Below are 25,931 nucleotides of genomic sequence, written 5' to 3'. Positions count from 1 at the left end.
GCAGCCGGCAAAACGCGGTGCTCCATTGATCCCATTCCCGCAGTCCACATCCTTTGTTCGTTTTTTTTAGAAAAGGCCATTTTCCGCTTGCGCCCTAACAGGCTTCTATATAAACGGCTTTCAGGTTCGGAGCGTAGCGCAGCCCGGTAGCGCACTTGACTGGGGGTCAAGGGGTCGTGGGTTCGAATCCCGCCGCTCCGACCATTAAATCAGATAGATAGCCAGTTCCCCCAGAGCTGGCTATATTTGTTTTAGCGCTCCAGTAGCGAGCGTTTTGCGCAGGTTTCAAACATCCTGTTCGGGTGTGCATTTATTCAAGCCTTGAAAACGAAGTGTGCTGAGATGGCAAAAAAAACGAAAATAGAACACTCGGAATTTTCAGGCGAGTTTGAAGACGAGGGTATCACTGTCCTTGTTGACATCTATCGGCCCGCGGGCACCCAGCAAGACTGGACCCTGGAAGTTATCAGCGAGCACGACGATGTCACCACGTGGGACGAACCTTTCGCAACCGATAAAGACGCATGGGAAGAATTCCTGGCTACCTGCGAAAAAGACGGTATTCGCAGCTTTCTGGATAGCGAGGATCCTTCGGTCCATTAACCCAACGGGCGACGCCGCGCTTGGGTTGGGTTAAAGCTCCTGTAGGACCCCAGGCCCACCGGCCCATTTTGCTTAGGTGCTCACCGGCAAATTCTACAAAAAAAGCGGGCGCGATATGCCGTCGCCCTCCGTCAAACGACGATGTGCATTGCCGTGTTGACTCTCTGCTAAAATTAGAACATTTAGTGAACAAAAGAGAGGTCACCTATACCATGTCCGACGCTAAAAAGATCACTCCCATACGGCCTGACGACATAGCGGGATACGTCATCCAGTGTCATGACGGTGATGCAAGGGCGGCCGTCGAGGCGCTACTCGGCGAAATCGAGCATTTGCAGGAGCAGCTGTCCCTTGCTGTCGCCATCATGGGAAAAGGATATACGCGCGGGTGGATGCCGGACATGGAGCGCGATTAGAAATCGCCTTATCCACAGCTGGTCTCCGATACCCATGACGCGGTCAAGTCGCACAGATTCCACGCTCCGATAAAAGCTTCCCCTGCCGACAGAGAGCCGAAGCGCGGGTGGACAATTCACAGAAGCATTACAGCCAATGGCGCTTCAGAAACGGGGCGTTATCAGTTACTTCCCGACCGGTCGAAGCCTTGCTCAATATTCATTGGAAGCGATGGCAAAGTCGTCAGTGATCGGCATATCCTCCACATTTTCCCAGGTCCGGTCCATGGCATAGGTTTGCGAGAGATAGGGAATGCCGATGTGGCCATAGCGAACCGAGAGCTGACTTTCTGCTTCCTTTTCTCCAAGACGCGCGACGCGACTGAGATAAAGCGCGGTCGCGAGGCCCGTCCTGTCCGCACCCGCCTTGCAATGAATGAGAATCGGTTTCGGCGCGTCGCGCATGATCGCGACCAGCTCGTTTACCTGGCTCATGTTGAGCTCCTGGCTCGCGGACATGCCAAAATCAATGTGATTCAATCCGAGTTTGCGCGAGGTCTCGACCTCATCCCGGTACCACGCCTGGGATTCATTTGACCCGCGCAGATTGATCACAGTCCTTATTCCGTGATCCTTGGTGTAGCGAACAAGTTGCTCGCTGCTCGGCTGGTTGGAGCGATAAAGCTGCCCGGCCATCACCTCGTGGAAGTTGCCGAGGAGTTGAAGGGCATAGAGATATCCGCCTGCCGCAAGCACGACGAGGCCCATGCCCCCAAAAGGAGCACTTCCAAAATCTTCGCATAATAAAACGGTTCCTGATTGGACAGGGGAACCGATACAGGTGGATTCTGACAGTAGGCTGAAAGTTATGCGACAGTATTATAAGAGTAGAACAATTGCTTTCGATCAACGCACGAAAACGTAAACCGCGTAGATGGCGATAAGTGCCGCCGCCGCCGCGGCCGTGATGGCGCCGAGGCGTTTTTCGATGAAATGGCGGACCGATTCACCGTATCTCTGCAGCAAACCGGCAAGGATGAAAAAGCGTGCGCCGCGCGTGACGACCGCCGACAGAATGAACAGGCCAAGGCTGATATTGGCCGCGCCCGACAGAATGGTAACCACCTTGATTGGCGGCAGGTGCGCAAGGCCAGATGTCACCAGCAGAAGAACGATGGTTTCATAATCCACCGAGTTCTTCAGATGCTCGAAGCTGTCGAGCTTGCCGTAAAATTCAAGAATGGGCCGGGCAATGCTCTCAAATGCATAATGACCGAGGAACCAGCCCGCTATGCCGCCCAGAACCGAGGCGACCGTGGCCACGAGCGCGTAAAACATCGCTTTTTTCGGCTTCGCCAATACCATGGGCAAAAAAAGCACGTCGGCGGGAACAACGAAAACGGAGCTTTCCACGAAAGCCACGATTGCCAGCCACCACACGGCGGTTTTGCGCGCGGCGAGCGCCATCGTCCAGGCATAGATGTTTTTCAGCATTTTCATGTCCCCGGGGAAGAATGGTCAGGAGGCAGACGGAGGCAAGACACAGGCGGAATTTCACCCGGTCAATCAACGGCAGGCGGCGGGTCCGGAAACCCTTCACGAAGCAGGATTAGAGACAACTCAAGAGAATGGCAAATGTTGGAAGATTTATTTTTGCATCGCGGAAAATGAAAAAGTCCCACGATTCCAATCCATACCGGAGACCGGTTGCTGCGATGCGAAATTTCATCTCTAGGTAGATGAACTCGCCTTTTTGCTGTAGAATAAGAGGTGGCGGGAAGAGGAGGAAGTTATCATGGACTATGTCAACTTCGTTACATCAATCAATCCGGTCATACTTGTCATTCTGCTGGTGGTTCTTCTTGCAGGTGCCTATAGCAACTGGGTTTCGCATTAGATCTTTCGGACGGCATGACCAAATGTGAAGAGGCCCGTTTCCATCTGTGATAGGCATCGGGCCGGAGGAATGGTATCAATCCCGGAGTTGAACAACTTCCGGGAAGCGGCATGTCGAACGAATTCGCATTCACTGATACGTCTGAAAAGCTCAGCACCACGCTTGAAAAGCTGATAGGAAAACTACAGGGCCAGACGATCACATTGCGCGAATTGATGGAAGCGATCGGTGAACAGGGCCTGCTGCTCATCTGTGCCATAGCCTCCCTGCCCTTTCTGATCCCGGTTTCCATTCCCGGAGTCAGTACCGTTTTCGGCGCCGCAATCATTCTCGTCAGTCTCGCGATCACGCTGAATCGCCTGCCATGGCTGCCGGCAAAAATTCTCGACCGGCAGATGGAAACGGCAAAGCTGGTCCCGGCGTTGCAAAAGGGTGTGGCGATCGTATCGAAGCTGGACCGCTTTATCCGTCCACGCGTTCCGGCGCTGACGACGGGCGTCATCGCCAACAGGATAAATGGCCTCGCCCTGATGACGGCGGGCGTGCTTCTGATGATGCCGCTCGGCTTCATTCCCTTTTCCAACACCCTGCCGGGCATTGCGATCCTGCTTTTCTCAGCGGGCATGATTCAGCGGGACGGCGTCACGGTGCTGGGCGGTTACCTCTTTCTGGGGCTGACGACGATTTATTTTGCTGCACTCGCCTATGCCGCCTTCTGGGCAGGCCAGGGCATCAGCAGCTCCATCGGGGCGTAGCAGGATTACTGTCGGTCCCGGTCGCGGGGCTCCCGCCGGTTCCGCCGCGATGCCCACCAGATCACCAGCCTTCGCCGCTGGCGACGAACAGCCGGCAGGTCGTGGGAAAGCACGACAAGGCCGACGGGAACCATCCAGAAACCCAGAATGGGCAAAAAGCCCAGCGTACCGCCCACGACCAGCGCCGAACCCGTTGCGATCCTGCCGACGCGCGAACGCGGCATGGCAAGGCTCCATTTTCCGAGATTGAGACGACCCGTTCTATGGTCGATTCCGAATTTCATTCCAATCCGCCCTTTAGCATCTGGCCTGTGGATAATTTTTTCAGCGTCGATAAGCCCGGAAAATCGGGACTCCGGAGGGATAAAACAAGAGGAATGCGTTTTTTTTGAAAAAAGCGCTTGGCAAATCGGAAAAGCATTTGTATTACCCCGCTCACACCGCGCCAAGCAGCGCACGTTCCCTGGTAGCTCAGCGGTAGAGCATTCGACTGTTAATCGACAGGTCGCCGGTTCGAATCCGGCCCGGGGAGCCATTTTTCTCAAAAGCGCGTCAGCCGAGCGAAGTGCAGCTGCAATTCGCCCGACGCGACCTGGAAGTTTTCGTGACTTCCTGCTGTGCGGCCGTCAGGCCATCAGCTTTTCTTGACCGCCCGTTTTGTTGCCTTCGTGGCGTTGGTCAATGCCGGTGGATCGCTGGCCGGAAAACTCTCCTCAAGGCTTTCGGTCAAATCGTCTTCCTTGTTCTTGTCCGTGGATTTCTGCTCTTTCTCCAGCGATTTTACCGCAGGAGATTTCATCTTTGTCGAATTGGCTTTTTTCGTGGGCGACTTTTTTGCAGGCCCCTTCTCCCCTGACGCGGTGGCGGAAGCGGACTTCTTCACGCCATTTCCGCTTTTGGGTTTTGCCGGTTCCGCCTCCGCGGAGATTTCCCGTTCCGCCTCGATCCAGTGTCTTTCATGATGCCCGTCGGGTCTTCCTTCCCTCTCCCATATTGCGCGCGCTTTTTCACGGATTGCGGCTTCGCGGTCGTGGCTCATAACGGACCTCCCTCTTTGCGTTGCACCAGCTTCAATTGTGCCATTGAAAAAACAAAAAAAGCCAGAGTTAGTTCCGCATCGACCTGCGACGAATGAGCATTTTGGCAAGAATGGGAACCGGCATCGGCTGCCGAGCGTTTGGCCTGCAGAAACCAGCAGGAGATCGCTTCATGAACACCCCGCAGAAGCCGAAAACCGAACCGCTTGATATTGAAGACGACGACGTTGCGCGTTTCGAGACAGACAGCGAGTTGAAAGACAAGGAAGGCGAGATTTATCCGGACGAGAGCATGAACCTGCGTGCACGCCGGCAGGCTGCAAGGCAGCACGAGGATGCTTTCATTGTCGCCACCGATCTGGAGGACGACGACCAGCGCGAGGCGGCGCCAGGCACGAGAGAACAGCCTTAAAAGGAAAAGGCGGGTCGAGGCCCGCCTTTATCAAGGGAATGCAGGGAATTTATCGCCGAACCGAAACGATGGCCTTGCGGTTGAAATTCGAGACCTGCACCCTTCCCGATTGGTTGCCGCCCAGGATTTGTGCGGTCTTGCCGCTCATGCTCTTTAGAATGCCAGCATGATATCCCCGGCCGTTGCGGATGACGACGACATCACCGGGCTTTGCCTGGCCAACCGGGACGGCATAACCGAAGGAACTCCAGGATTTCGCAAATCCGTAGGATTTGGGTGATTGCCGGCCGGCCTTGCTGGCTACGGCATGCAGGAAAAGGCCGCACCACGGCGTACTTCTCGGATTTGCCCCAAGAATGTTCTTCAGGCTCTTGTTGTTCTTGGACTCATGCAGCCCGGTGTATTTCTCAGCCTGGTTCAGCATGCCAGCTGAGGCCGGTGCCACGACTGTAAAAGACAAGGCAACGGATAGAATTAACGCGGATACTCTCAAACGTCTCGCCCTTATGTTAGCGGGCGTTCGTGTATTGTGACAATTTAGCGACAATTTGACGAGAAATTGGCAGAAATCAGACGCCTATTCATGCGGGCTGATCTGTTATTGCTTCAGAACAGGCTGCCCTGCGCATCATCCGCACGGCTACTGCCGGCATTTTCAAGGTCCAGCATCCGCAATTTGGTAGTGGTTCCGCCCGGTGCGGAGAAGCCGCCAAGCCTGCCACCTGCGGCAAGGACCCGGTGACACGGAATGATCAGCGGCACCGGATTTTTCGCCATTGCCTGGCCGACGTCACGTGCTCTCTCCATGCCAAGACCGAGTGTCTTCACGATGCCGCCATACGTCGTCGTGTTGCCCCAACCGATCTGTCGCGCACCGGCATAGACGTCGAGAAAAAATCGTTCCTGCCCGGCGAGATCAAGGTCCACGGCCTTAAAATCGATTGCCTCACCGCCGAAATAACGGGTGATCATCGCAATCACCTCACGTGTCCGCGTCTCGGGAACGGCGATGGAGGCGGACGGCAGGCGCTTCTGAAGGAGCTTTTCCGTTTCGCCGGCGTCCGCTCCCGGCAATTGCAGACGCACGATACCTCGCCCCGCCCATGCGAGGCCGCAGTGGCCAAGCGCCGTTGGAAAAACAATATAGCCGTAGTGGCTGCCCATCACCGTCACTCATTCGCCTTTTCGCCTGCACGATGCCATATCCCGCATTCGAAACAACCCGTTTCCTGCCGCACAACAAAAAAGGCCACCCGTTTTAGGCGGGTGGCCTTTCACACGTCAGTTCCAAAATCAGCTCAGGATGCGATTTTTTCCGGCTCCTCAACGAGGCAGCGCGCCTGCCGGCTGGCGGCGACGAAGGCCGTGCGGGCTATCTCTCCCGCCACGTCGCCCATGAGCGAGGCGCGGCACAGGCGAAGCGCCTGTTCGTGCGCCTTGTCTCCCCGCTCGGGCCACTCATGCTGGAGAAAATCGAAGGCTTCGTAAACGCCTGTGAAAATTCGAGGGGCACCGTTTTCAAGGGAGATGGTAACGGGCTTTTCCCACTTAACGTCATTCAGCAACATTGATTGCACTTCCATGCTCTATTAACCCGCGACAAACGCCGGCTCCTCCAGTTGGTTCCCTTCACCTGCGGTTTCAAGAGCGAAAAAATAACCCTCGAGAAACCATGTGCCCCATCTTTCCATTCTAGCCGATTTGCGGAACAAAGCGTTTCAACACTCGTTCAAACGGAAGTGAACCGGGCCCTCCCATGCAGACAAAAGCCTCTCCCGTCATCGTGTGGTTCCGCAAGGACCTGCGCCTTTCGGACAACCTCGCTTTGCTTGCGGCGGCCGACCATAAAGGTCCCGTCATCCCCGTCTATATCAGGGAAAAATGTTGCGGCGCGCTGGGGCGTGCGCAGGAATGGTGGCTTCACCACTCGCTCACTGCGCTTCATGCCGCGCTCAAGAAAACAGGCAGCCGCCTCGTGCTCGCCAGCGGCGACGCCGGGGAGGTTTTGCGCAGGCTGATCGCGGAAACCGGCGCAGACACCGTATTCTGGAACCGCCGCTATGATCCTGAAGGTATTTCGACCGACAAGACCTTAAAACGCGCGCTCCGGGATGAAGGCCTGACGGTACGGAGCTTTTCCGGACATCTGCTGCATGAGCCATCGAAGCTGCAGACCAAATCCGGTGGTCCCTACCGGGTCTATACACCGTTCTGGCGCGCCCTGGAGGGCGGCGAAGAGCCCCACGCGCCTGCGGATGCGCCAGACAGACTCAACGCGCCCAGGAACTGGCCAAGATCGGAAACGCTCGACGAATGGCAGCTGCTGCCCAAAAGGCCTGACTGGGCAAGGGAGTTTAGCGATATCTGGACGCCTGGCGAAGACGGGGCGCGAGAGAAGCTCTCCGATTTCATTGACGGCGCACTGAAAGGTTATGAAGAGGGCCGCGACCTGCCGGCGAAGGACGCGACTTCCCGGCTTTCACCGCACCTCGCATTAGGAGAAATCTCACCCGCCACCGTCTGGCATGCGACGAAGGGACTTTCCCGCCACATCGCCTCAAACGATATCAGCCGTTTTCGCAAGGAAATCGTCTGGCGGGAATTCTGCTATCACCTCCTGTTTCATTTTCCCGAGCTGGACGAAAAGAACTGGAACGACAGTTTCGACGCCTTCAGCTGGCGGGACGATGACAAGTCCTTCACGGCCTGGACGCGCGGCATGACCGGCTATCCGATCGTGGATGCCGGGATGCGGCAACTATGGCGCCACGGCACGATGCATAACCGCGTCCGCATGATCGTGGCGTCCTTCCTCATCAAGCATCTGCTGATCGATTGGCGCAAGGGTGAGAAATGGTTCCGCGATACGCTCGTGGACGCCGATCCGGCCTCCAATGCCGCCAACTGGCAGTGGGTGGCGGGTTCGGGAGCAGATGCCTCGCCATTTTTCCGCATCTTCAACCCTATCCTGCAAGGCGAAAAATTCGATGGGGACGGCGATTATGTCCGCCGTTTCGTACCGGAGCTTGCAAGGCTGGAGCGCAAATATATTCACAAACCATTCGAGGCCCCGAAAGAGGTGCTGACCAAAGCGGGCATCACGCTCGGGGAAACCTACCCGAACCCCATTGTTGACCATGGCAGGGCGCGGGAGAGAGCACTTGCTGCCTATGCCAGAGTGAAGAAGAAGACATAAAACTGGGTATCGGCAAAATTTTGCGTGGCGAAGCCGAAGCCGGGAAGATAATTTCTTGCCTTGAAGCGGTTGTAACGGGACATAACGGCACCTAATTTCCGCTCAGACAAGAAGGCTCAATCATGACCATTCACCCCTCTGCGCTCAGTGCCATCGGCAATACGCCGCTCATCCGTCTGAAAGCTGCTTCTGAAGCGACGGGGTGCGAAATCCTCGGCAAGGCGGAATTCCTTAATCCTGGCCAGTCCGTAAAGGATCGCGCCGCGCTCTACATCATCCGCGACGCCGAAAGGCGCGGACAATTGCGCCGGGGCGGCACCATCGTGGAAGGCACGGCGGGCAATACCGGCATCGGCCTTTCGCTGGTCGCCAATGCGCTCGGTTACAGGACGGTCATCGTCATTCCCGAAACGCAGAGCCAGGAAAAGAAGGACGCGCTGAAGCTTCTCGGCGCAAAGCTGGTCGAAGTCCCGGCAGCTCCCTACTCCAACCCGAACAATTACGTGAAAGTCTCCGGCCGGCTAGCGAGACAGCTTGCGGCGACGGATGAGAACGGCGCGATCTGGGCTAACCAGTTCGACAATATCGCCAACAGACAGGCTCATATCGAGACCACTGCTCCCGAAATATGGGACCAGACGGATGGCAAGGTCGACGGTTTCATCTGCGCGGTCGGCTCCGGCGGAACGCTGGCGGGTGTGGCGGACGGCCTTCGCGATTTCAATCCCGACATCAAGATCGGCCTTGCCGATCCCGAGGGAGCGGCCCTCTACGAATTCTATAAGAATGGCGTCCTGAAATCGGAAGGCACCTCCATCACGGAAGGCATCGGGCAAGGGCGCATCACCGCCAATCTCGAGGGTTTCACACCGGATTTCTCCTATCGCATTCCGGATGCGGAAGCGTTGCCCATCCTTTTCGATCTGGTAACGAAGGAAGGCCTGTGCCTCGGCGGCTCCACCGGCATCAATATCGCCGGCGCAATCCGGCTTGCCCGTGAGCTTGGTCCGGGGCATACAATCGTGACGATACTTTGCGACTACGGCAATCGTTATCAGTCGAAGCTCTTCAATCCAGAGTTCCTGCGGTCCAAGGGCCTTCCCGTTCCGCAGTGGCTGGCGACGAAAACCGATATTTCGGTTCCGTACGAAACCGTTTGAGGACATGCCGAAATGCCTGTGAATGCCCTGTTCCGTGACGATTTTTATCTTTCCACCGCAGAAGCGATCGTCACGGCGGTGCATGAGGACGGCGGCATCGAGTTCGACCAGACCTGTTTTTACGCCACCTCGGGCGGCCAGCCTGGCGATACCGGCTTTCTCGAGCGCGCTGATGGTTCGCGCATCGCGGTCGGCATTACAAAGCATGGCGCCGACAAGAGCGTCATCATCCATGTCCCGCTTGAGGATCAGCCGTCTCCTGAAGTCGGGGAAAAGCTGACGCTGCATGTGGACTGGCCGCGTCGTTACAAGTTGATGCGCATGCACACGGCCTGCCATCTGCTCTCCGTCGTCTGCCAATGGCCGATCACGGGAGCAGCCGTTGGTGAGGACGAGTCGCGTGTCGATTTCGACATGTCGGAGACCATTGACAAAGACGACGTAACCGCCAGGCTGATGGAACTGGTGAGAGCCAATCATCCCGTTTTCCTGCAATGGATCACGGACGAGGAGCTTCAGGCCAATCCCGGCATCGTCAAATCCAAGAACGTGCGCCCGCCAATGGGGCTCGGTCGGGTCAGCCTCGTCTGCATCGGCGAAAATTCCAGCATAGACAGCCAGCCCTGCGGCGGCACCCATGTATCCGAAACGCAGGAAGTAGGCGATATTCACATTGCCAAGATAGAAAAGAAGGGCAAGGAGAACAGGCGGTTCCGCATTCGTTTCGGCGCGCCTGAAGCTGTTGCCTGAGATCGGGAGAGACATCGTGAGCACGGATAAGAGCCGTTTCGTCGTTTCGGCGGACTGGGTTGAGAAACAGCTCGGCACGCCCGGGTTTCGCATCGTCGATGCCTCCTGGTATCTGCCGGCGCATAAGCGCAACGGCGCAGAAGAATATGCGGCAGGTCACCTTCCTGGCGCCGTGTTCTTCGATCAGGATAAAATCGCCGATCACACGACCGGCCTGCCGCACTCCCTGCCCTCGCCTGAATTTTTCGCGGAACAGGCCGGCGCGCTCGGCCTCAGCGAGACCGATACGATCGTGGTCTATGATGGTCCGGGCTTCTTTTCCGCACCCCGCGTCTGGTGGATGCTGCGGGTAATGGGCGTGCGCAAGGCCTATGTGCTGGATGGCGGCCTGGACGGCTGGAAGCGCGAAGGCCGGCCGCTGGAAACCGGCGCGCCGGAAATTAAGCCCACAACCTTCACACCCGATTTCAACGAAAAACGTGTGACCTCGCTTGGCACCATGCGCGGTATTGTCGACAGCGGCGAAAAGCAGATTGCAGATGCCCGCGGTGCCGGCCGCTTTACCGGCGAGGAAGCCGAGCCGCGTGCGGGCATGCGTTCGGGCCATATGCCCGGTGCACGCAGCCTGCCGGCGACAGCCTTTTCCGAAAACGGCCACTTCAAGGACCTTACGGCAATCCGCAAAATGGTGACCGATGCCGGCATCGATCTTACGAAGCCCGTCGTGACGAGCTGCGGTTCGGGTGTGACGGCGGCCGTCATTACCCTGGCGCTGGAATCGCTCGGTCATCAGGACAATTCTCTCTATGACGGCTCATGGTCGGAATGGGGCGGATTACAGGACACGCCGGTGGTTACCGGTCCGGCGGATGCGATCCCCACGCTGTCGCACGGCCCATTGAAGGCGCACGTGACGCAGCTCGAAATGACGGCACCGCCGAAGGTCAGCCTGCCGATCCCCGTCAACATCCAGACGGCGCTGATGCGGGTCAACAATATTCCCCTGCACTTTTACCGCTATCTGTACTGGCGGGTTGGAAAGCGATGGCATTGGCAAAAGCGCATGCGCATGAGCGATGCTGAACTTTCCGCCATCCTACGCGATCCGAAAAACAGCGTTACGGTTCTTTATATGAACGGTGCACCCGCCGGTTTCTTCGAGCTGAACAAGACAAGCGACGAGGTGACAGAGATTTCTTATTTCGGGCTGCTCGAAGAAGCGATCGGCGCTGGTGTCGGCAAGTGGTTCCTGTTGCAGGCGCTTTACGCCGCCTGGCAGGACAATCCGCAGCGGGTGACGGTGACGACCAACACGCTCGACCATCCGCGCGCCTTGCAGCTCTACCAGATGATGGGCTTTTCGCCCGTGGGCACCTATGAGGCCTGGGTGGAGCCGTTGGCCGATACGGAGCTCCTGGAGATATCGCTACGCAATTGAGGGGTAGCGGTTTACGCGCCTTATCATCCCGTGTCGTTCACGGGAGGGATGGTAAAAAGGGACGCGGCCCTCACGCTTTGTCGATAATTAGATGTGTCGCGCCCTCGCCCGCCACCGCTCCCGTGCAGCGGTAACCGAGGGCGGCAAATCCATGCCTTCGAATAATTGCTCGCCGCGCCCGAGAAAAACCGGCGCCAGCGCCAGATGCATCTCATCTATCAGGCGCGCCGTCACATATTGCCGGATAGTGGAAACCCCGCCGCCGATGCGGACATCCCTGCCATTTGCCGCCGCCAGCGCCATGTCGAGCGCCGCCTCGATGCCGTCGGTCACGAAATGGAAGACAGTACCGCCCTGCATCGTGAAGGACGGTCGCGCGTGATGCGTCAGGACGAAGACTGGAACATGATAAGGCGGCTCGTCGCCCCACCAACCTTTCCAGTTTTCATCCGGCCACGCGCCGCGCACCGGCCCGAACATGTTGCGGCCTAAAATCCATGCTCCGATATTTTCAAAGCTCTTTTCGGAAAAATCCTCGTCGGTGCCGGTCGAGCCGCCGTCTTTACCGAACATGCGGTGAAAGGTGCGGGTCTTGAAGGCCCATTGGTGCAACTCTTCACCCTTCACACCCAGCGGGTTCTGCAGACTTTGATCTGGTCCTGCCCCATATCCGTCAAGCGAGATGGCGAAATTGCGAACGACAACCTTCGGCACGGCACTCTCCTCCATCATGAGGAGGCCAGGCTATCCGCGACTGCAACCCTGGCCTCAGATTTCCCGTTCCAGATTAACCGCGGCAGTCGGGATCTGCCCGCCGGCTGCGCCCTTGTCTTCGGTGACCGTGTTCAATAGATGATCGGCAATGAGTTCCGCCTGGAACTTGCCGAGTTCATAACAATAGGTGATCTCGCGCTTTTCCGCCGACCAGTAGACATCCGGGCGACCGCAGGACTTGGCCGTCAGCTTCACGTCCCCTTTCAGGCCATAACCGCCAAAGCTGCGGCTGATGAGATCGAGGACCTTCGATTCCTTGATCATGATGGCATAGGGTTCAAGTTCCGGATCGCGCGACGGCACGTAGCTGACGGAGAACCTGGAAGGCGTCTGACTACGGTGGGGCGCGAGAAAATTCTCCCAGGCCGAAGCGACCGCCGGATAGGCCGCGGCGCATTTGTCAAATTCGGCATTGGGAAGCCCCATCATGGCGGCGAGATCGCCATAACCGTCCTTGTCGCGGCCCACCATCAGGCAGGCCATGTTGCGGTCGCGGCTCCTGTCGGGCACCAACGCGGAGAAGACAGGGGCTTCGTGCTCAGGAAGCGTCTCCGCCTCACGTGCGAGATACCAGCTGTCGGTGGCGTTCACGAGCGCGGTGTCAAGCCATTCTTCATTGGCCTGCAGGATCAGCGTTCCTGCCAGTTGGTCGGCCGGGGCCTGTACACTTCCCGTGTCCGCCGTGCCGAAATCCGAGATCAGCATGCGCGCGCCCTCATGGTAGAGCGAAAAAATCGCGTTGCCGATGACGAAATTGACCGCCTGCTGGAGCTGATCGTCGGACAGGCCGTCGAGACCGGAGGCGACCTGCGCCTCAGCATCAATCGGAGCCGTCAACGATACGAAAGCCAGCGGAACGGCGGCCAGAAAACGACGGAACATAAAATCAGACCTTCCGGGAACGAGGAGCGTCACTGATTCCCGAACCTAACGAGTCACGCAATGGGCTGGTTGCATCAGCTGTCAAGAATCGGGTGGATAGCAGCGCGTTTCGGGACCATAGCTGCAAAGAAGCAACGCCGATCCCAGCCAGAAGAGGCCGCCATGACCAATATCGTTTTCACCGCAATGCCGGCTAAGGACGCCGAGGATTTCCGCGCGGGCGCCGCCGATGCCTATGGCAATCGACCGGAAACAGCCGTGTCTCCCGGCGGCATGCCGTGTCGCCACTGCCTCGACCAGATCGGCGCGGGTGAAGTCATGCTCGTACTCGCCTACCGGCCGTTTCCCTCGCTGCAGCCCTACGCCGAGACGGGGCCGGTCTTCCTGCATGCCGAAGCCTGCGATCGTTATCCACTGACAGATCTCCTTCCGCCGATGCTGGACAGCCCCGACTATATCGTGCGCGGATATGGCGACGATGACCGTATTGTCTATGGCACGGGTGCGGTAACGGCCACCGGCGAGATCGTCTCGCGGGCGCGGGCACTTCTGGGGCGCGAAGACGTCGCCTATGTCCACGTCCGTTCCGCACGAAACAATTGTTACCAATGCCGTATCGCCAAAGCATAATCACAGCATTGTCTAGAATTTTAACCGAACGGCTAAACGGGTTTCAAACTTTTACAGGTTAATCTGCACCCATCGGAAACAATTGATTTGAGTAGCAAAATGACAAACAACCTCAATATGGCGACCCGGACCGCGCCTCGCAGCAAGACAAGGATCTTTGCGACTGTGCATTATTTCAGCCAGTCGACCAGAGGACGTGTCGTCGATCTGTCGGCAACCGGAATGGCGCTCGAGCTGGACGGGCCTTTCGCTGCCGCCAAGGGTAGCCGGGTCAAGGTGCAGAGTGAGGATCTGGGCTTCATCGAGGGCGTCGTGCAGTGGCAGCACATGAACCGTCTTGGCCTGCAGCTCAAGCTTTCCACCAACACGCTGGCGCAGCTCTCTTCCTACTTCCGTTTCTTCCACGAAGACGTGAAACCGACACTGGCCCGCTGATCCGGAGCATTACAATGCGCGGAACAAATGACGCGCATTTTCCAGTGCGGCGGAACCTGCGCCGCACGTTACTGACAAAAAATTTATCAAACGGTTGAAAACCGGCCCATCTGTCATGGGCCTGTCATTTTGGTGATGGACTCCTCTGCGATTGCTTCTACCCTGTCGTTTTTAAAGACAGAGCAAGCTTCATCCGAAGGAGTTCCCATGTCGTCGCTTCTCGCCCTCCACCCCATTACCCGGCGCTCGCTTCTGGGTGGCATTGCAGCCACTTCGGCGCTCGTGATGTTGCACCCTTTTGCTGCGCGTGCGGCGGCCAACCAGGCGCATCTGCGCATCATGGAAACGACCGACATCCATGTTCATGTCTTTCCCTATGATTATTACGCCGACAAGCCGAACGACACGATGGGTCTGGCGCGCACCGCCTCGATCATAGACACCATCCGCGCCGAAGCCGGGAACTCGATGCTGGTGGATAACGGCGACTTCCTGCAGGGCAACCCGCTCGGCGACTATATCGCCTATGAGCGCGGCATGAAGGCCGGCGACAAGCACCCTGTCATCAATGCCATGAACGTGTTGGGTTACGATTGCGGCACGCTCGGCAACCATGAATTCAACTATGGCCTCGACTATATGTCGAACACGCTTGCGGGCGCCGGTTTCCCCTATGTGTGCGCCAACCTCACCAAGGGGCAGCTGGCTTCCGATCCGAAGAACGACGAGCTGTTCTTCAAGCCCTATGTCATTCTGGAAAAACAGATCCGCGATGGCGGCGGCGTCACCAGCCCGGTCAAGGTCGGCATCATCGGTTTCGTGCCGCCTCAGATCATGATGTGGGACTCCAAGAATCTCGAGGGCAAGGCGCAGACGCGTGACATCGTCGAGGCGGCGAAAGCCTGGGTGCCTGTCATGAAGGAGGAAGGCGCGGATATCATCATCGCCCTTTCCCATTCCGGCATTGACGGCAAGGGCCAGACCGAGCGCATGGAAAACGCATCGCTATATCTCGCAGCCGTTGAAGGCATTGATGCGATCTTCACCGGCCACCAGCACCTCGTTTTCCCCGGTCCGAAGACTTGGGACGGCATCGAGGGTGCGGATGCGGTCAAGGGTACGCTGATGGGCAAGCCGGCGGTCATGGCCGGCTTCTGGGGCTCACATATGGGCCTTATCGACCTGCTGCTTGAAAAGGATGGCAAGAGCTGGAAGATCGTCGACTTCACCTCAGAAGCCCGCCCGATCTACCATCGCGATGAAAATCGCAAGGTCGTTGCTGACTATACCGACAAGCCGGAGGTTCTCGCCGCAGCCAAGGTGGATCATGAAGCGGCCCTTGCCTATGTGCGCCGCCCGGTCGGCAAGACATCCGCGCCGCTCTATTCCTATTTCGCGCTGGTGGCAGACGATCCGTCCGTGCAGATCGTCTCCAACGCCCAGACCTGGTACATCAAGGACATGCTGAAGGAAGGGCAGTATAAGGATCTGCCCGTGCTTTCGGCAGCAGCACCGTTCAAATCGGGCGGTCGTGGCGGCGCGGATTATTACACCGATGTCCCCGCCGGTGACATCGCCATCAAGAACGTCGCCGATCTCTATCTTTATCCCAACACGGTGCAGGCAGTGCTGATCAACGGGGCGCAGGTGAAGAACTGGCTGGAAATGTCCGCCGGCATGTTCAATACGGTTGAGGCCGGTGCCAAGGATGCGCCACTGCTCAACCCAGACTTCCCGTCCTATAATTTCGACGTGATCGATGGCGTGACTTATCAGATCGACATTTCCAAACCGGCGAAATTTGACAAGGACGGCAAGGCGGTCAACCCGGACAGCAACCGCATCGTCAATCTGCAGTTCAATGGCAAGCCGATCGATCCCGAACAGAAATTCGTGGTTGCGACCAATAATTACCGTGCAAGCGGCGGCGGCAAATTCCCCGATATCGCCGGCGACAAGGTGATCTTCGTCGCGCCCGATACAAACCGCGACGTGATCGTGCGCTATATCATCGATCAGGGCACCATCAACCCGTCCGCGGATGCCAACTGGTCCTTTGCACCGGTGGAAAACACCACCGCCGTCTTCGAGACCGGGCCCAAGGGACGCCATTACGCAGCCGACATCAAGGGCGCCAGGATCGAGGATGCCGGCGACGGCGCGGAAGGTTTCGCGAAGTTCCGCCTGATTCTTTAACGACCGTGCCCTCCCGGCGACCTGTCGCCGGGAGGTATTTTCCTAGTCGCGCCCAGCCAACGCGCGTAACAGCATCGGCAGTTCCTGCGGCGGCTTCTGTTCGATACGCCGATAGTCGCTGCCGTCACGGTTACGGCGGATGAGTCTCAGGCCAACCATGTCGCGCCTCAGCATGGCCGCATCCCCGAACAGGTGCAGGCTATCCAGAAAGCTGCTGAATTCCCGCTCGGAAAAACTCTGCCCGGCGGGAATTTTTGCCCAGAGATACCAGAGGCACAGTTCCTGATGCGACCGGCGGGCCGGCCATTGCATCAGCCGGCCGGCGGCATCAAAGACACGAACGGTCTTCAGCACCCTGCCCCCATTGACGGCTGGCAGCAGCTCAGGCTGAGCGGTTGCGCTTTCGGCGGAAGAGATGCAGTCAGCGCGCAGATGCTGGAAATTTCGAAAACCGGCGGCCCGGCTCAGAAGATTGAGCATCTCCACATGGCTCGGCTGGCGGTCCAGCCTGCCGATCTGCTCGCGCACGGATTTGGCAAATGTCGAGAGATCGGCGATATCAATGGAAAGGATCGAACGTGGCATGACTTACCCTCAAGTGCCATTCCGAAAAGGTGTCGCTGATCGCCGGCTTCCGACAAGGCACGGGATAAGTGCTGTCAAACCATAAATATGCAGGTTTAGCTTCCCATGCGGGACGGCGATGCCTCGGTGAACTGCAGACCGTGATTAGGTATAGGCAGGCGATCCGCCCACGTCAATTGGCCTCTGCGGCATAGCGCCTAGGTTGCCGCGCGTTTCCTCTCCCAGCCGGGGCGAAGAAGCAGGCCCGGCCGGTCCACATATAATTAGCCAATATCACTCAGCGGCGACAGCAATGGACCTCTGTTTGCTGGCAGCAAGCATACCATTGAAATCCTTATGATTCGGGCAGGCGGACAGGCGCTGCTGAAAAGCCTCGGCGAGCCATTGCCCCGCCGGGCCCGCAGGCGAATCCACCCGTCGCAGTGCAAACAGCGGATATTCCCCCTGCTCATAGGCCTCGAGTTCGAGCGCCTTGAGGCTGCCATTGGTAAGATCGTTGCGGACGATCGATGCGGGCAGACCGCCCCAGCCGAGACCGCCCTTGATAAGCTGGTATTTGGTGGCGATGTCGCTGACCCGCCATGTCTTGTAGGAGAGAACATTGAAATCGCGGCCCTTGGTCAGGCCGGAGGCATCGGTGACGACAAGCTGAACCTCCTCGCGCACGTCGGCGAGAACCAGCGGGCGTTCGATCTGCGCCAGCGGGTGATCCGACGCGACGACCGGCAGCATGAAGGAATGGCCCACCTTTTCGACGACGAGCTCATCATCCTGGCGCAGCATCGCCCCACCAATGCCGATGCCTGCCTTGCGGGAGAGCACCATGTCCATGACCATGCCCAGCTCGCCAACATTGAGGCTGAGGGCTACGGTTGGGAACTGCGTGCGAAAATCCCGCAGCACAGCCACCACAGCCTCCGCCGGCACCATGGTGCTGATAGCTACAGAAAGTTCCGCTTCCAGCCCCTGTTTCAGCCCCTTGGCGCGGGCACGCATTTCCTGCAGGCCAGCGACGATGCGCCTTGCATCCTCCAGCATGGCGCGCCCTTCGTCCGTCAGCTTCGGCTGGCGCACCCCGTTGCGCTCGAAAAGCGTAACCTCAAGCTGCGCTTCGAGATTGGCGATGGTGTAACTGACCACCGACTGCGCACGATTGAGCGCCCGCGATGCGGCGGAAAAACTGCCGGTCTCGGCAACCGTCAAGAATACCTGCAATTGATCGAGCGTTGGGTTCGCGTCCATGTCCCATCCATTTCATCGATAGATTGCTTCCACATTATCACAGTTTTCTTGATGGCAGTAATTTTTCATATAGAGCGCAAAGGCAGGGCATCGTGCTCTCCCGCCCTCCCAAGGCGCCCGTCAATTCATCGCATATGCAAGGAAAAGACCATGTCCAACATTCTTCTCATCACCTCCAGCCCGCGCGGCGACGAATCGGTTTCGAACAAGTTCGCCGGTGAGCTCGCCAGCAAGCTGAAGGCCAAGTCGGCTTCCAACACCCTTGTCCACCGCGATCTCGCAGCTGACCCGATCCCGCATCTCGACACCGTCAAGACAGCCGCAATCCGCAAGGCACCCGATCAGCGCACGGCTGAAGAAGCGGTTGCAGCCGATTATTCCGACAAGCTCGTTGCAGAGCTTCTGGCCGCCGACACCGTCGTCATCGGCACCGGCCTCATCAACTTCAACATCTATTCCGGCCTGAAGTCGTGGATCGACAACGTCGCCCGCGCTGGCCAGACCTTCAAATACACCGAAACCGGCCCGGTCGGTCTCGCCACTGGCAAGAAGGTGTACATCGTCCTGGCGGCTGCCGGCGTTTACTCCGAAGGCCCGGCCGTTTCGATGAACCATGCCGTTCCCTATCTGAAGACCGTTCTCGGCTTCATGGGCATGACCGATGTGGAAGTGATCTACGTCGAGGGTCTGGCTTTCGGCCCCGAAGCCGTCGAGAAGGCTGTAGCGGCTGCCGAAGCCAAGGTGGAAGAACTGGCACAGGCCGCCTGAGGCATTCATTCAAAGGCAATCCCGGCATGACTGCCGGGTATTGACCGAGCTCCGTTCCGTAACGGCCGTGGACCCTGTCCCGGCCGTTATTCTTTGCCACGTAGGCCACGCACCTGATTCAGATAACAAAGCACAGAAATACTGCCCGTCCCTGAAGGCCGTAGCGTTCAGGCACTCAATGCAGCCGTCATCATTTTCCTGGGAAGAGAGATGAGCCGTTCTGATCGATAATCAGCTTCGCCTTGCGGATGGTGAACTCCACCGCATCATCGAGGCTGGTGAAGACGTCGGCCCGCACGAATTCATGCACCAGCACCTCGTCACCGGCCTTTTTTTCAATACGGCCAGCCAGGCGGAACTGGCCACCTTCCTTTATCGGGGTCGCATAGATCAGATAGTCGCCATGCGCATGCGGTTCTGCCTGCGCCGTCTTCTGCGGGGCGTCGGAAGACGGCTGGCCGGAGCCGAAGGCCGAGAGGATTTTGGAAAAAAACGATGCCATGGCTTGCACTCCCTCAATTCGTGTCACGTTTGAAGGGCGGATGACACCCGCCCTTCCCTGCCTCTTCCGATCAGATGATCAGGTTTGACAGGATGTCATTTTCGGTGATGTCCTCATAACCGAGACCGGCCGCTTCGAAGCGCTCCAGCAGGCCGGCGAAGTTCTCCTTCGCGCTGGTTTCGATGCCGATAAGGATCGAGCCGAAGTTGCGGGCCGATTTCTTCAGATATTCGAAACGGGCGATATCATCATCCGGGCCAAGCAGGTTGAGGAAATCACGAAGCGCACCGGGACGCTGCGGCAGGCGCAGGATGAAGTATTTCTTCACGCCCGTGTAACGCATGGCGCGCTCCTTCACATCCGGCAGGCGCTCGAAATCGAAATTGCCGCCGGAAACCACGGCGACGACCGTTTTGCCTTCCAGCTTTTCGCGGCCGAGCTTTTCTAGCGCGGCGATCGAGAGCGCGCCTGCGGGCTCCAGCACCACGCCTTCGAGATTCAGCATCTCGATGATCGTCACGCAGATGGCATTTTCCGGGATGAGCTGGACCTGATCGGCCGGGAAATCCTTCAGCGCCTTGAAGTTGAGGTCGCCGATGCGGGCGACGGCGGCGCCATCGACAAAATTATCGATCTTGTTCAGCGTCACCGGTTCGCCACGTTCGAGGCTTTTCTTCAGGCTCGGTGCGCCTTCCGGCTCGCAGAACACGAAGTTTTCCTTGCGGACCGTCCCGGCCAAAAATCCGGACAGGCCAGCCGAAAGACCGCCACCGCCGACAGGCATCACGACGATGTCAGGCTTAGTGCCATCCGGGAGCTGGTCCATGATCTCGGCGGCAACCGTCGCCTGGCCCTCGATGATATCCTCATGGTCGAACGGCGGCACCATGTAGCCGTCATTGTCCTGCACGTGCTGGCGGGCAGCAGCGTAACACTGGTCGAATATATCGCCCACCAGACGGATGGAGATGAACTCGCCGCCGAAGATGCGGGTCTTTTCGATCTTCTGCTGCGGTGTGGTCACCGGCATGAAAACAACGCCATGAACGCCGAAATGGCGGCAGGCGAAAGCAAAGCCCTGGGCGTGGTTTCCAGCCGAAGCACAGACGAAAATCTTGCCCTTGCCGGCCTTGGCCACCGCCTTGCGAAGAAAATTGAATGCGCCTCTAATCTTGTAGGAACGAACCGGGGACAGATCCTCACGCTTCAGCCAAATCGACGCGCCATACCGACGGCTGAGATGTTCATTCAACTGCAGCGGCGTTTCCGGGAATATTTCCCGCACTTCCCGCCGCGCTGCTTCCACAAGCTGCTTGTCCACGATAGTCAATCCATTGAAATTCATAATGGCACCCGCTATGCCATAGGAAGGCGTCCGAGACAAAGACTCATTTCAGCGCGGCCACGAACTCCGGGTTTCATTTCTTGAACAGTAACCTTCTGCGCTCGGTCATATATGTAGCGTCCATCTTCGGGCTCTATCTCGCCACGGCCATGTTCCTGCCCGCACTGACGGATCTTTATTACGGCAATGACGACTGGATGGTGTTCGCGCTTTCCGGCTTCATGTGTGGCGGGTTCGCGCTTGCCTGCGCGCTCGCCACGCGCGGGCCGATCGCTTCGTTCAACAAGCGTTTCGGCTTTTTGCTCGTCAACCTGCTCTGGCTGGTGTTTTCCATCGTCGGTGCAGTGCCGCTTTATCTGTCCGAACTCAACCTGACGCCGGGCCAGGCGCTTTTCGAGTCCGTCTCAGCCATCACGACGACCGGATCCACCGCCATTTCGGGTCTCGACAATGCGCCGCAGGGTATTCTCCTGTGGCGGTCGCTACTGTGCTGGCTCGGCGGCATCGGTATTGTCGCACTCGGCCTCTTCATCCTGCCGCTGCTGCGCGTCGGCGGCATGACCTTCTTCCGCATGGAATCCTCCGACACCGGCAACGACCGCCCCTTCGCCCGGCTGGCAAGCTTCACCCGGGCTTTCGTGGCGATCTACATCGTCATGACGCTCGCCTGTACCATCGCTTATGATTTTGCCGGCATGTCGCATTTCGATGCGCTGAACCATGCCATGTCGACGGTTGCGACGGGCGGCTTCTCCACCCATGACGCGTCCTTCGCCTATTTCAACAATACGGCCCTGCTGTGGATCGCCACCATCTTCCTCATCTTCGGCAGCCTGCCGTTCTCGGTCATGATCCTGCTCGCCGTGCGGCGCCGGCTGGAGACGCTGCGCGACCCGCAGATCGCCGTCTTCCTCGGCTACCTCTGTGCGATCTCGGTTGCCGTTGGTGTCTACCACCATTTCAGGAACGGCGTGCCGCTGGATGATGCGCTCAGCCACTCCTTCTTCAACATGACCTCCATCCTGTCGACCGGCGGCTTTGCCAGCGATGACTACACGCTGTGGGGGCCCTTCGTCGTCGTCGTCGCCTTTTTCGCCACTTTCATGGGCGGCTGCTCGGGCTCGACGGCCGGCGGCATCAAGGCCTATCGTTTTCTGATCATCTTCAACGTGGCGCGGGCCGGGCTCAAGAAGCTGATCTATCCGAACGCCGTCTATTCCGTGCGCTACGGCCAGCAGGTGGTCGATCCGGAAACCATCCGCACCATCTTTCTCTTCATCAGCTGTTTCATCGCACTTTGGATTGCCGGCAGTCTGGCCATGAGCCTGATGGGCTATGATTTCCTCACCGCCACCTCGGCTGTGGCGACCTCGCTTGCCAATGTCGGCCCCGGCATCGGCCCGATCATCGGCCCGGCAGGCAATTTCTCCACGATAAGCGAACCGGCGCTCTATCTCCTGTCGATCCTTATGCTGCTGGGGCGTCTGGAAATCCTGACGGTTCTGGTGCTGCTGATGCCGATTTTTTGGAAGAGCTGAAATCACTGGCTTTGGGCGAATAAAGCGCTTGACCTTCCCACGTTGGAATAGTCCAGGCTCTCCCTGTTACGAATTCCCAATCACGGAGAACCGCCTATGTGCACCGCTCACCAGCATCACCCGGAAACCACTGCCGCACCTGTCAATGCCGACCTTTCTTTCCACGTTGAAGACATGACCTGCGGGCACTGCGCCGGTGTGATCAAGGGTGCGATCGAGAAGACCGTTCCCGGCGCTGCCGTACATGCCGATCCGGCAAGCCGCACAGTCGTGGTTGGCGGCATCTCCGATGCGGCACGTATCGCAGAAATCATCACCGCGGCTGGGTACACGCCGGAAGCACGCGCCTGATCAGACGAGATACGGCGGCGCTTTCATACAGCCGCCGCCGGATCGCACTGCTGCCCCGCTTCGCGCTGAATTGTGTGACGGGTTTGGACGGCATCCATCCCTCTCTCCTCCCGGACGGCAAACGCCCTCTCCCTTTCAATCAAGGGTGACGGAGGAGGTTTTCCCAGCTTAATGAAACGAATCCGCCCTCCTCCGTCGTTCCGGCACAGGGCCGCAATGACGGCGGAGAGGTTCAGGGGCCTTCTCATAAAAGAGACCCGGCTCTTGCGAACCGGGCCACACCTCGTCAGCAACGTCACATTGGCTTATTTCACCGCCAGATCCTTGGTCATGATGAAGTAGTTGATCGGATGCGGCTTGAAGTTCTCGACCTTGTCCGAATAGGCATCGAAAGCCGTCTCGTGGATGAGGTAGACGGTGACCGCTTCATCGTAAACCCTCTTCGCCGCCTCGGCATAGATGGCGTAACGCTTGGCCGGCTCGGCCACCGCATAGGCCGATTTGATCAGCTTGTCCGTCTCTTCGCTGCAATAATGCGAGATGTTGTAACCGCCTGTGCAGGTGTAGTCGGCGTTCAGGAAACCGATCGGCTCTGCAACGTCAGTGGCGTAACCGCGCGACAGAAGAACCATGTCGAAGTTGCCGGACAGGAGATCGGGCTCGATCGCTGTGTAATCGGCAACGCGAACATCGACCTTGATGCCGATTTCCTGCAACTGGGCCTGGATAACAGCGGCAACATCCTTGAGTTCGGTTCTTTCCGTGTAGGCGAGAAGCGTCAACTTCAGGCTGCCGGGAGCAACTCCGGCCTCTTTCAGCAGAGCCTTTGCCTTCTCCAGGTCATAAGCGGGTGTGACGTCTTGCGGCGCCCACGGCTCACCCGGTGCGAAGGGCATCGTTGCGGGCTTTACCACGCCTTCATAGATGCTGTCGGCAATACCGGCGGTATCGATGGCAGCCCGGATCGCCTGCCGAACCTTGATATCCTTGAAAGGCGCCTTTGAATTATTGAGCAGCATTTCGGTGATCCGCGGCACGGTGATCGGCGCAACCTTGACGCCCTTGGCCGCTTCAACGGTCTTCACCGTCCAGGGCGGGATCATGCGCGAAATCTGCACTTCACCGCTTCTTATCTGGGTGGCGCGCGTATCGGCGTCCGGGATGAAGTTCACGCGGCCGCCCGAAAGCTTCGGCATACCGGCCCAATAGTCATGGTTTGCGGTCAGCTCCATATACTGGTTGGCATCGACCTTGGTAATCTTGAAGGGTCCGGTGCAGGTTCCGATCGGATCGACCTTGCCATCCTTATAGGCTGAAGGCGCGAGGATCGACGTTGCCGGACTTCCCATTTGCGCCGGCAGCAGCACCGATGGCTCGATGGTCGTGATCTTCACGATATCGTCACCATCGGCATCAACAGCGGCGATCAGCTTGGGCGAGAAGGCGCGCGCCGGAACAGGCGCTTTCAGAAGATTGGTGAGTGCATTGACCGCGGCTGCGGCATTGAGCGGCTCACCATTCTGGAATTTCACACCCTTGCGCAGCTTGAATTCCCAGACCTTCGGCGCGGTCTGCGTCCAGGATTCGGCAAGGCCAGGCTCCAGTGTCGCGTCATAACCGACACGAACCAGACTTTCGAAACATCCCGCCCGCGAGCCGAGATAGGCATCGTCGGAAGCCATCTGCCAGCCGGTCTTGACGCCGGTATAATCGTCATAGGTGATCGTTCCGGCTGTCGCCGCATGTGCCCCGAATGAGACAACAACGGCGCACGTCGCCAAAAGTGCGTGCTTCATCATAGAAGATTCCCCTTTTATTTTTGATGACAACGCTCACATCTCTTACATTTTCTCGAAAATTCGCTTATTCCATAAAATTACAACAATAATACCCTATGGATATCTTTCGATTATCCATTCGAATATCATCTATTTTACGTTTTATACTCGGAATCTTATTCCGATATTAAGCTTCAAACACACAATTCATCTGTTTTTACAGCACCAGAGAACTGTAGCTGCGTCGTCCTTCAACCCAGTTCCTGCCAGCGGTGGCAACGCGCGAAATGCTCGCCGGAAACGCCTTCCAGAACGGGTTCTACCTCTCCGCATATTGCGGTCGCGTATTTGCAGCGCGTGTGGAATTTGCATCCGTCGGGAGGATTGAGAGGGCTCGGCAGATCACCGTCCAGGAGCATTTCCGGTGCATACAACCCCGTCTCGTCCAGCATCGACGATGCAATGAGGGCCTTGGTGTAGGGATGCTTCGGCGCCCGGAAATGCTCTTCACGGTCAGCGATTTCGACGACGCGCCCGAGATACATTACCGCGATGCGATCGCACAGATAACGCACCACACGCAGGTCATGGGAAATCATCAGAACCGTCAAACCGTGGCGACGCTTCATGTCCATCAGGAGGTTCAGTATCTGCGTGCGCATGGAGGCGTCGAGTGCCGATGTCGGCTCATCGCAAACGAGGAAACTCGGATTGAGAAGAAGTGCGCGCCCTATGACGACGCGCTGCAGTTGCCCGCCGGAACACTGGCTGGGATAACGATCGTAAAATGAGGCATCAAGACCGACCTCCTCCAGCATCCGGAAAACCCGCGTCGCGCGTTCCTCGCGAGAGCCGATGCCGTGCTGGGCAAGCGGTGCTTCCATGCTTTGCCCGATGCGCATACGGGGATCGAGTGCCGAATAGGGATCCTGAAACACCAGTTGCACGACCCGACGCATCCGCCGAAGCTCTTCGCCCTGGATTTGCAGTATATTATGATTACCGATGCTGACCTCGCCTTTCGTCGCGTTCGTCAGCCGCGTTATCAATCCGGCGACGGTGCTTTTGCCGCAGCCGGATTCGCCGACGAGGCCCAGAACCTCGCCTTCGCCGATCGTCAGCGACACGTCGTCAACGGATTTCACCACCCGGTGACCAAAGCCTGATATGGGGTAATATTTGCAAAGATTTTTGGCAATCACATAGGGTCGGCTGTCGCTGCCGGCCGATGGCGTGGCCTGTTTCATCGTTGGCGATAACAT

28 protein-coding genes, 2 tRNA genes and 1 pseudogene are annotated in these 25,931 nt (G+C 57.9%); 16 read left to right on the top strand and 15 right to left on the bottom strand.

Annotated features, from left to right (window positions below; translation table 11 throughout):
- Positions 1-127 precede the first annotated feature (127 nt).
- From EGT36_RS12830 to EGT36_RS12820, 3 genes are all read left to right on the top strand, one after another.
- Positions 128-204 (top strand) — tRNA-Pro (locus EGT36_RS12830).
- 138 nt (positions 205-342) lie between these two features.
- A complete protein-coding gene (locus EGT36_RS12825; RefSeq protein ID WP_037089037.1) occupies positions 343-603 on the top strand; it encodes a hypothetical protein in 261 nt (86 codons plus the stop codon).
- Positions 604-815: 212 nt separating this feature from the next.
- Positions 816-1,019: a hypothetical protein gene (locus EGT36_RS12820; RefSeq protein ID WP_125270448.1), complete on the top strand. Its 204-nt coding sequence runs from the start codon at positions 816-818 to the stop codon at positions 1,017-1,019.
- A gap of 192 nt (positions 1,020-1,211) precedes the next feature.
- Here EGT36_RS12820 and EGT36_RS12815 read toward each other — a convergent pair whose 3' ends face one another.
- Both EGT36_RS12815 and EGT36_RS12810 read right to left on the bottom strand, forming a co-directional pair.
- The gene (locus EGT36_RS12815; protein WP_125270447.1) at positions 1,212-1,766 is read right to left on the bottom strand and encodes a dual specificity protein phosphatase family protein; all 555 of its coding nucleotides are present in this window, start codon (positions 1,764-1,766) and stop codon (positions 1,212-1,214) included.
- A 138-nt stretch (positions 1,767-1,904) separates the two neighbouring features.
- On the bottom strand, positions 1,905-2,492 hold the full coding sequence (locus tag EGT36_RS12810; RefSeq protein ID WP_004441250.1) for a YqaA family protein: 588 nt from the start codon (positions 2,490-2,492) through the stop codon (positions 1,905-1,907).
- 513 nt (positions 2,493-3,005) lie between these two features.
- On the opposite strand from EGT36_RS12810, the gene EGT36_RS12805 reads away from it, so the two are divergent.
- On the top strand, positions 3,006-3,650 hold the full coding sequence (locus tag EGT36_RS12805; protein WP_037089036.1) for an exopolysaccharide biosynthesis protein: 645 nt from the start codon (positions 3,006-3,008) through the stop codon (positions 3,648-3,650).
- Between the two features lie 5 nt (positions 3,651-3,655).
- Here the strand turns inward: EGT36_RS12805 and EGT36_RS12800 are convergent, their stop codons facing one another.
- Complete coding sequence (locus tag EGT36_RS12800) at positions 3,656-3,934, bottom strand: hypothetical protein (protein ID WP_006697967.1); 279 nt, start codon at positions 3,932-3,934, stop codon at positions 3,656-3,658.
- 176 nt (positions 3,935-4,110) lie between these two features.
- Here EGT36_RS12800 and EGT36_RS12795 point away from each other — a divergent pair.
- Positions 4,111-4,185: transfer RNA gene (locus EGT36_RS12795), tRNA-Asn, on the top strand.
- A 99-nt stretch (positions 4,186-4,284) separates the two neighbouring features.
- On the opposite strand, the gene EGT36_RS12790 is transcribed toward EGT36_RS12795, so the two are convergent.
- Positions 4,285-4,689: a DUF2934 domain-containing protein gene (locus EGT36_RS12790; RefSeq protein WP_037089035.1), complete on the bottom strand. Its 405-nt coding sequence runs from the start codon at positions 4,687-4,689 to the stop codon at positions 4,285-4,287.
- A 170-nt stretch (positions 4,690-4,859) separates the two neighbouring features.
- Here EGT36_RS12790 and EGT36_RS12785 point away from each other — a divergent pair, with 170 nt between their 5' ends.
- Complete coding sequence (locus EGT36_RS12785; RefSeq protein ID WP_004441242.1) at positions 4,860-5,099, top strand: hypothetical protein; 240 nt, start codon at positions 4,860-4,862, stop codon at positions 5,097-5,099.
- Positions 5,100-5,148: 49 nt separating this feature from the next.
- On the opposite strand, the gene EGT36_RS12780 is transcribed toward EGT36_RS12785, so the two are convergent.
- The 3 genes from EGT36_RS12780 to EGT36_RS12770 form a co-directional block, all read right to left on the bottom strand.
- Complete coding sequence (locus EGT36_RS12780; protein WP_004441240.1) at positions 5,149-5,592, bottom strand: TIGR02594 family protein; 444 nt, start codon at positions 5,590-5,592, stop codon at positions 5,149-5,151.
- Between the two features lie 113 nt (positions 5,593-5,705).
- A complete protein-coding gene (locus tag EGT36_RS12775; RefSeq protein ID WP_037089034.1) occupies positions 5,706-6,263 on the bottom strand; it encodes a methylated-DNA--[protein]-cysteine S-methyltransferase in 558 nt (185 codons plus the stop codon).
- A 134-nt stretch (positions 6,264-6,397) separates the two neighbouring features.
- Positions 6,398-6,667 (bottom strand): DUF982 domain-containing protein, encoded by a 270-nt coding sequence (locus EGT36_RS12770; protein WP_006697962.1) that lies wholly within the window; start codon positions 6,665-6,667, stop codon positions 6,398-6,400.
- Positions 6,668-6,855: 188 nt separating this feature from the next.
- Here EGT36_RS12770 and EGT36_RS12765 point away from each other — a divergent pair, with 188 nt between their 5' ends.
- The 4 genes from EGT36_RS12765 (at position 6,856) to sseA (ending at position 11,643) form a co-directional block, all read left to right on the top strand.
- Positions 6,856-8,295: a cryptochrome/photolyase family protein gene (locus EGT36_RS12765; RefSeq protein ID WP_037089033.1), complete on the top strand. Its 1,440-nt coding sequence runs from the start codon at positions 6,856-6,858 to the stop codon at positions 8,293-8,295.
- 122 nt (positions 8,296-8,417) lie between these two features.
- Positions 8,418-9,455 carry a cysteine synthase A gene (locus EGT36_RS12760; RefSeq protein WP_006697960.1) on the top strand — a complete coding sequence of 346 codons (1,038 nt, stop codon included), beginning with the start codon at positions 8,418-8,420 and terminating at the stop codon, positions 9,453-9,455.
- 12 nt (positions 9,456-9,467) lie between these two features.
- Complete coding sequence (locus EGT36_RS12755; protein WP_125270446.1) at positions 9,468-10,205, top strand: alanyl-tRNA editing protein; 738 nt, start codon at positions 9,468-9,470, stop codon at positions 10,203-10,205.
- A gap of 16 nt (positions 10,206-10,221) precedes the next feature.
- A complete protein-coding gene (gene sseA, locus EGT36_RS12750; protein ID WP_125270445.1) occupies positions 10,222-11,643 on the top strand; it encodes a 3-mercaptopyruvate sulfurtransferase in 1,422 nt (473 codons plus the stop codon).
- Between the two features lie 70 nt (positions 11,644-11,713).
- Here sseA and EGT36_RS12745 read toward each other — a convergent pair.
- A pseudogene (locus EGT36_RS12745) lies at positions 11,714-12,357 on the bottom strand (dihydrofolate reductase family protein).
- A gap of 54 nt (positions 12,358-12,411) precedes the next feature.
- Positions 12,412-13,299, bottom strand: a complete 888-nt coding sequence (locus tag EGT36_RS12740; protein ID WP_037089030.1) for a DUF4344 domain-containing metallopeptidase — start codon at positions 13,297-13,299, stop codon at positions 12,412-12,414.
- A 162-nt stretch (positions 13,300-13,461) separates the two neighbouring features.
- Here EGT36_RS12740 and EGT36_RS12735 point away from each other — a divergent pair, with 162 nt between their 5' ends.
- The 3 genes from EGT36_RS12735 to EGT36_RS12725 all read left to right on the top strand — a co-directional run bounded on the left by EGT36_RS12735 (position 13,462) and on the right by EGT36_RS12725 (position 16,560).
- Positions 13,462-13,929 (top strand): DUF1203 domain-containing protein, encoded by a 468-nt coding sequence (locus tag EGT36_RS12735; protein WP_037089028.1) that lies wholly within the window; start codon positions 13,462-13,464, stop codon positions 13,927-13,929.
- A 99-nt stretch (positions 13,930-14,028) separates the two neighbouring features.
- Positions 14,029-14,364, top strand: coding sequence for a PilZ domain-containing protein (locus EGT36_RS12730; RefSeq protein ID WP_004441225.1), 336 nt, complete (start codon positions 14,029-14,031; stop codon positions 14,362-14,364).
- A 207-nt stretch (positions 14,365-14,571) separates the two neighbouring features.
- The gene (locus EGT36_RS12725) at positions 14,572-16,560 is read left to right on the top strand and encodes a bifunctional 2',3'-cyclic-nucleotide 2'-phosphodiesterase/3'-nucleotidase (protein WP_037089026.1); all 1,989 of its coding nucleotides are present in this window, start codon (positions 14,572-14,574) and stop codon (positions 16,558-16,560) included.
- Between the two features lie 42 nt (positions 16,561-16,602).
- On the opposite strand, the gene EGT36_RS12720 is transcribed toward EGT36_RS12725, so the two are convergent.
- Together EGT36_RS12720 and EGT36_RS12715 are read right to left on the bottom strand one after the other, a co-directional pair.
- The gene (locus EGT36_RS12720; RefSeq protein ID WP_125270444.1) at positions 16,603-17,145 is read right to left on the bottom strand and encodes a DUF2087 domain-containing protein; all 543 of its coding nucleotides are present in this window, start codon (positions 17,143-17,145) and stop codon (positions 16,603-16,605) included.
- A gap of 273 nt (positions 17,146-17,418) precedes the next feature.
- Positions 17,419-18,387: a LysR family transcriptional regulator gene (locus tag EGT36_RS12715; RefSeq protein ID WP_006697950.1), complete on the bottom strand. Its 969-nt coding sequence runs from the start codon at positions 18,385-18,387 to the stop codon at positions 17,419-17,421.
- A gap of 150 nt (positions 18,388-18,537) precedes the next feature.
- Here EGT36_RS12715 and EGT36_RS12710 point away from each other — a divergent pair, with 150 nt between their 5' ends.
- Positions 18,538-19,155: an FMN-dependent NADH-azoreductase gene (locus EGT36_RS12710; protein WP_006697949.1), complete on the top strand. Its 618-nt coding sequence runs from the start codon at positions 18,538-18,540 to the stop codon at positions 19,153-19,155.
- Positions 19,156-19,345: 190 nt separating this feature from the next.
- Here the strand turns inward: EGT36_RS12710 and EGT36_RS12705 are convergent, their stop codons facing one another.
- Both EGT36_RS12705 and ilvA read right to left on the bottom strand, forming a co-directional pair.
- The gene (locus EGT36_RS12705; protein WP_004441218.1) at positions 19,346-19,657 is read right to left on the bottom strand and encodes an HlyU family transcriptional regulator; all 312 of its coding nucleotides are present in this window, start codon (positions 19,655-19,657) and stop codon (positions 19,346-19,348) included.
- Positions 19,658-19,727: 70 nt separating this feature from the next.
- Entirely contained in the window at positions 19,728-21,002 is a 1,275-nt protein-coding gene (gene ilvA, locus EGT36_RS12700) for a threonine ammonia-lyase (protein ID WP_004441216.1), read from the bottom strand.
- A gap of 80 nt (positions 21,003-21,082) precedes the next feature.
- Between ilvA and EGT36_RS12695 the strand changes: the two genes are divergently transcribed.
- Positions 21,083-22,540: a TrkH family potassium uptake protein gene (locus EGT36_RS12695; protein WP_035207806.1), complete on the top strand. Its 1,458-nt coding sequence runs from the start codon at positions 21,083-21,085 to the stop codon at positions 22,538-22,540.
- A 96-nt stretch (positions 22,541-22,636) separates the two neighbouring features.
- Positions 22,637-22,891, top strand: a complete 255-nt coding sequence (locus EGT36_RS12690) for a heavy-metal-associated domain-containing protein (RefSeq protein WP_004441212.1) — start codon at positions 22,637-22,639, stop codon at positions 22,889-22,891.
- A gap of 305 nt (positions 22,892-23,196) precedes the next feature.
- Here the strand turns inward: EGT36_RS12690 and EGT36_RS12685 are convergent, their stop codons facing one another.
- Complete coding sequence (locus tag EGT36_RS12685; protein WP_004441211.1) at positions 23,197-24,690, bottom strand: ABC transporter substrate-binding protein; 1,494 nt, start codon at positions 24,688-24,690, stop codon at positions 23,197-23,199.
- Between the two features lie 230 nt (positions 24,691-24,920).
- Positions 24,921-25,931: an ABC transporter ATP-binding protein gene (locus EGT36_RS12680; protein ID WP_125270443.1), complete on the bottom strand. Its 1,011-nt coding sequence runs from the start codon at positions 25,929-25,931 to the stop codon at positions 24,921-24,923.

It is taken from the genome of Agrobacterium sp. FDAARGOS_525 (assembly GCF_003938925.1).
Lineage (GTDB): Bacteria > Pseudomonadota > Alphaproteobacteria > Rhizobiales > Rhizobiaceae > Agrobacterium > Agrobacterium pusense.
Note: the sequence above shows the minus strand (reverse complement) of the source record. Positions and strands in the feature narration are given on the sequence as shown.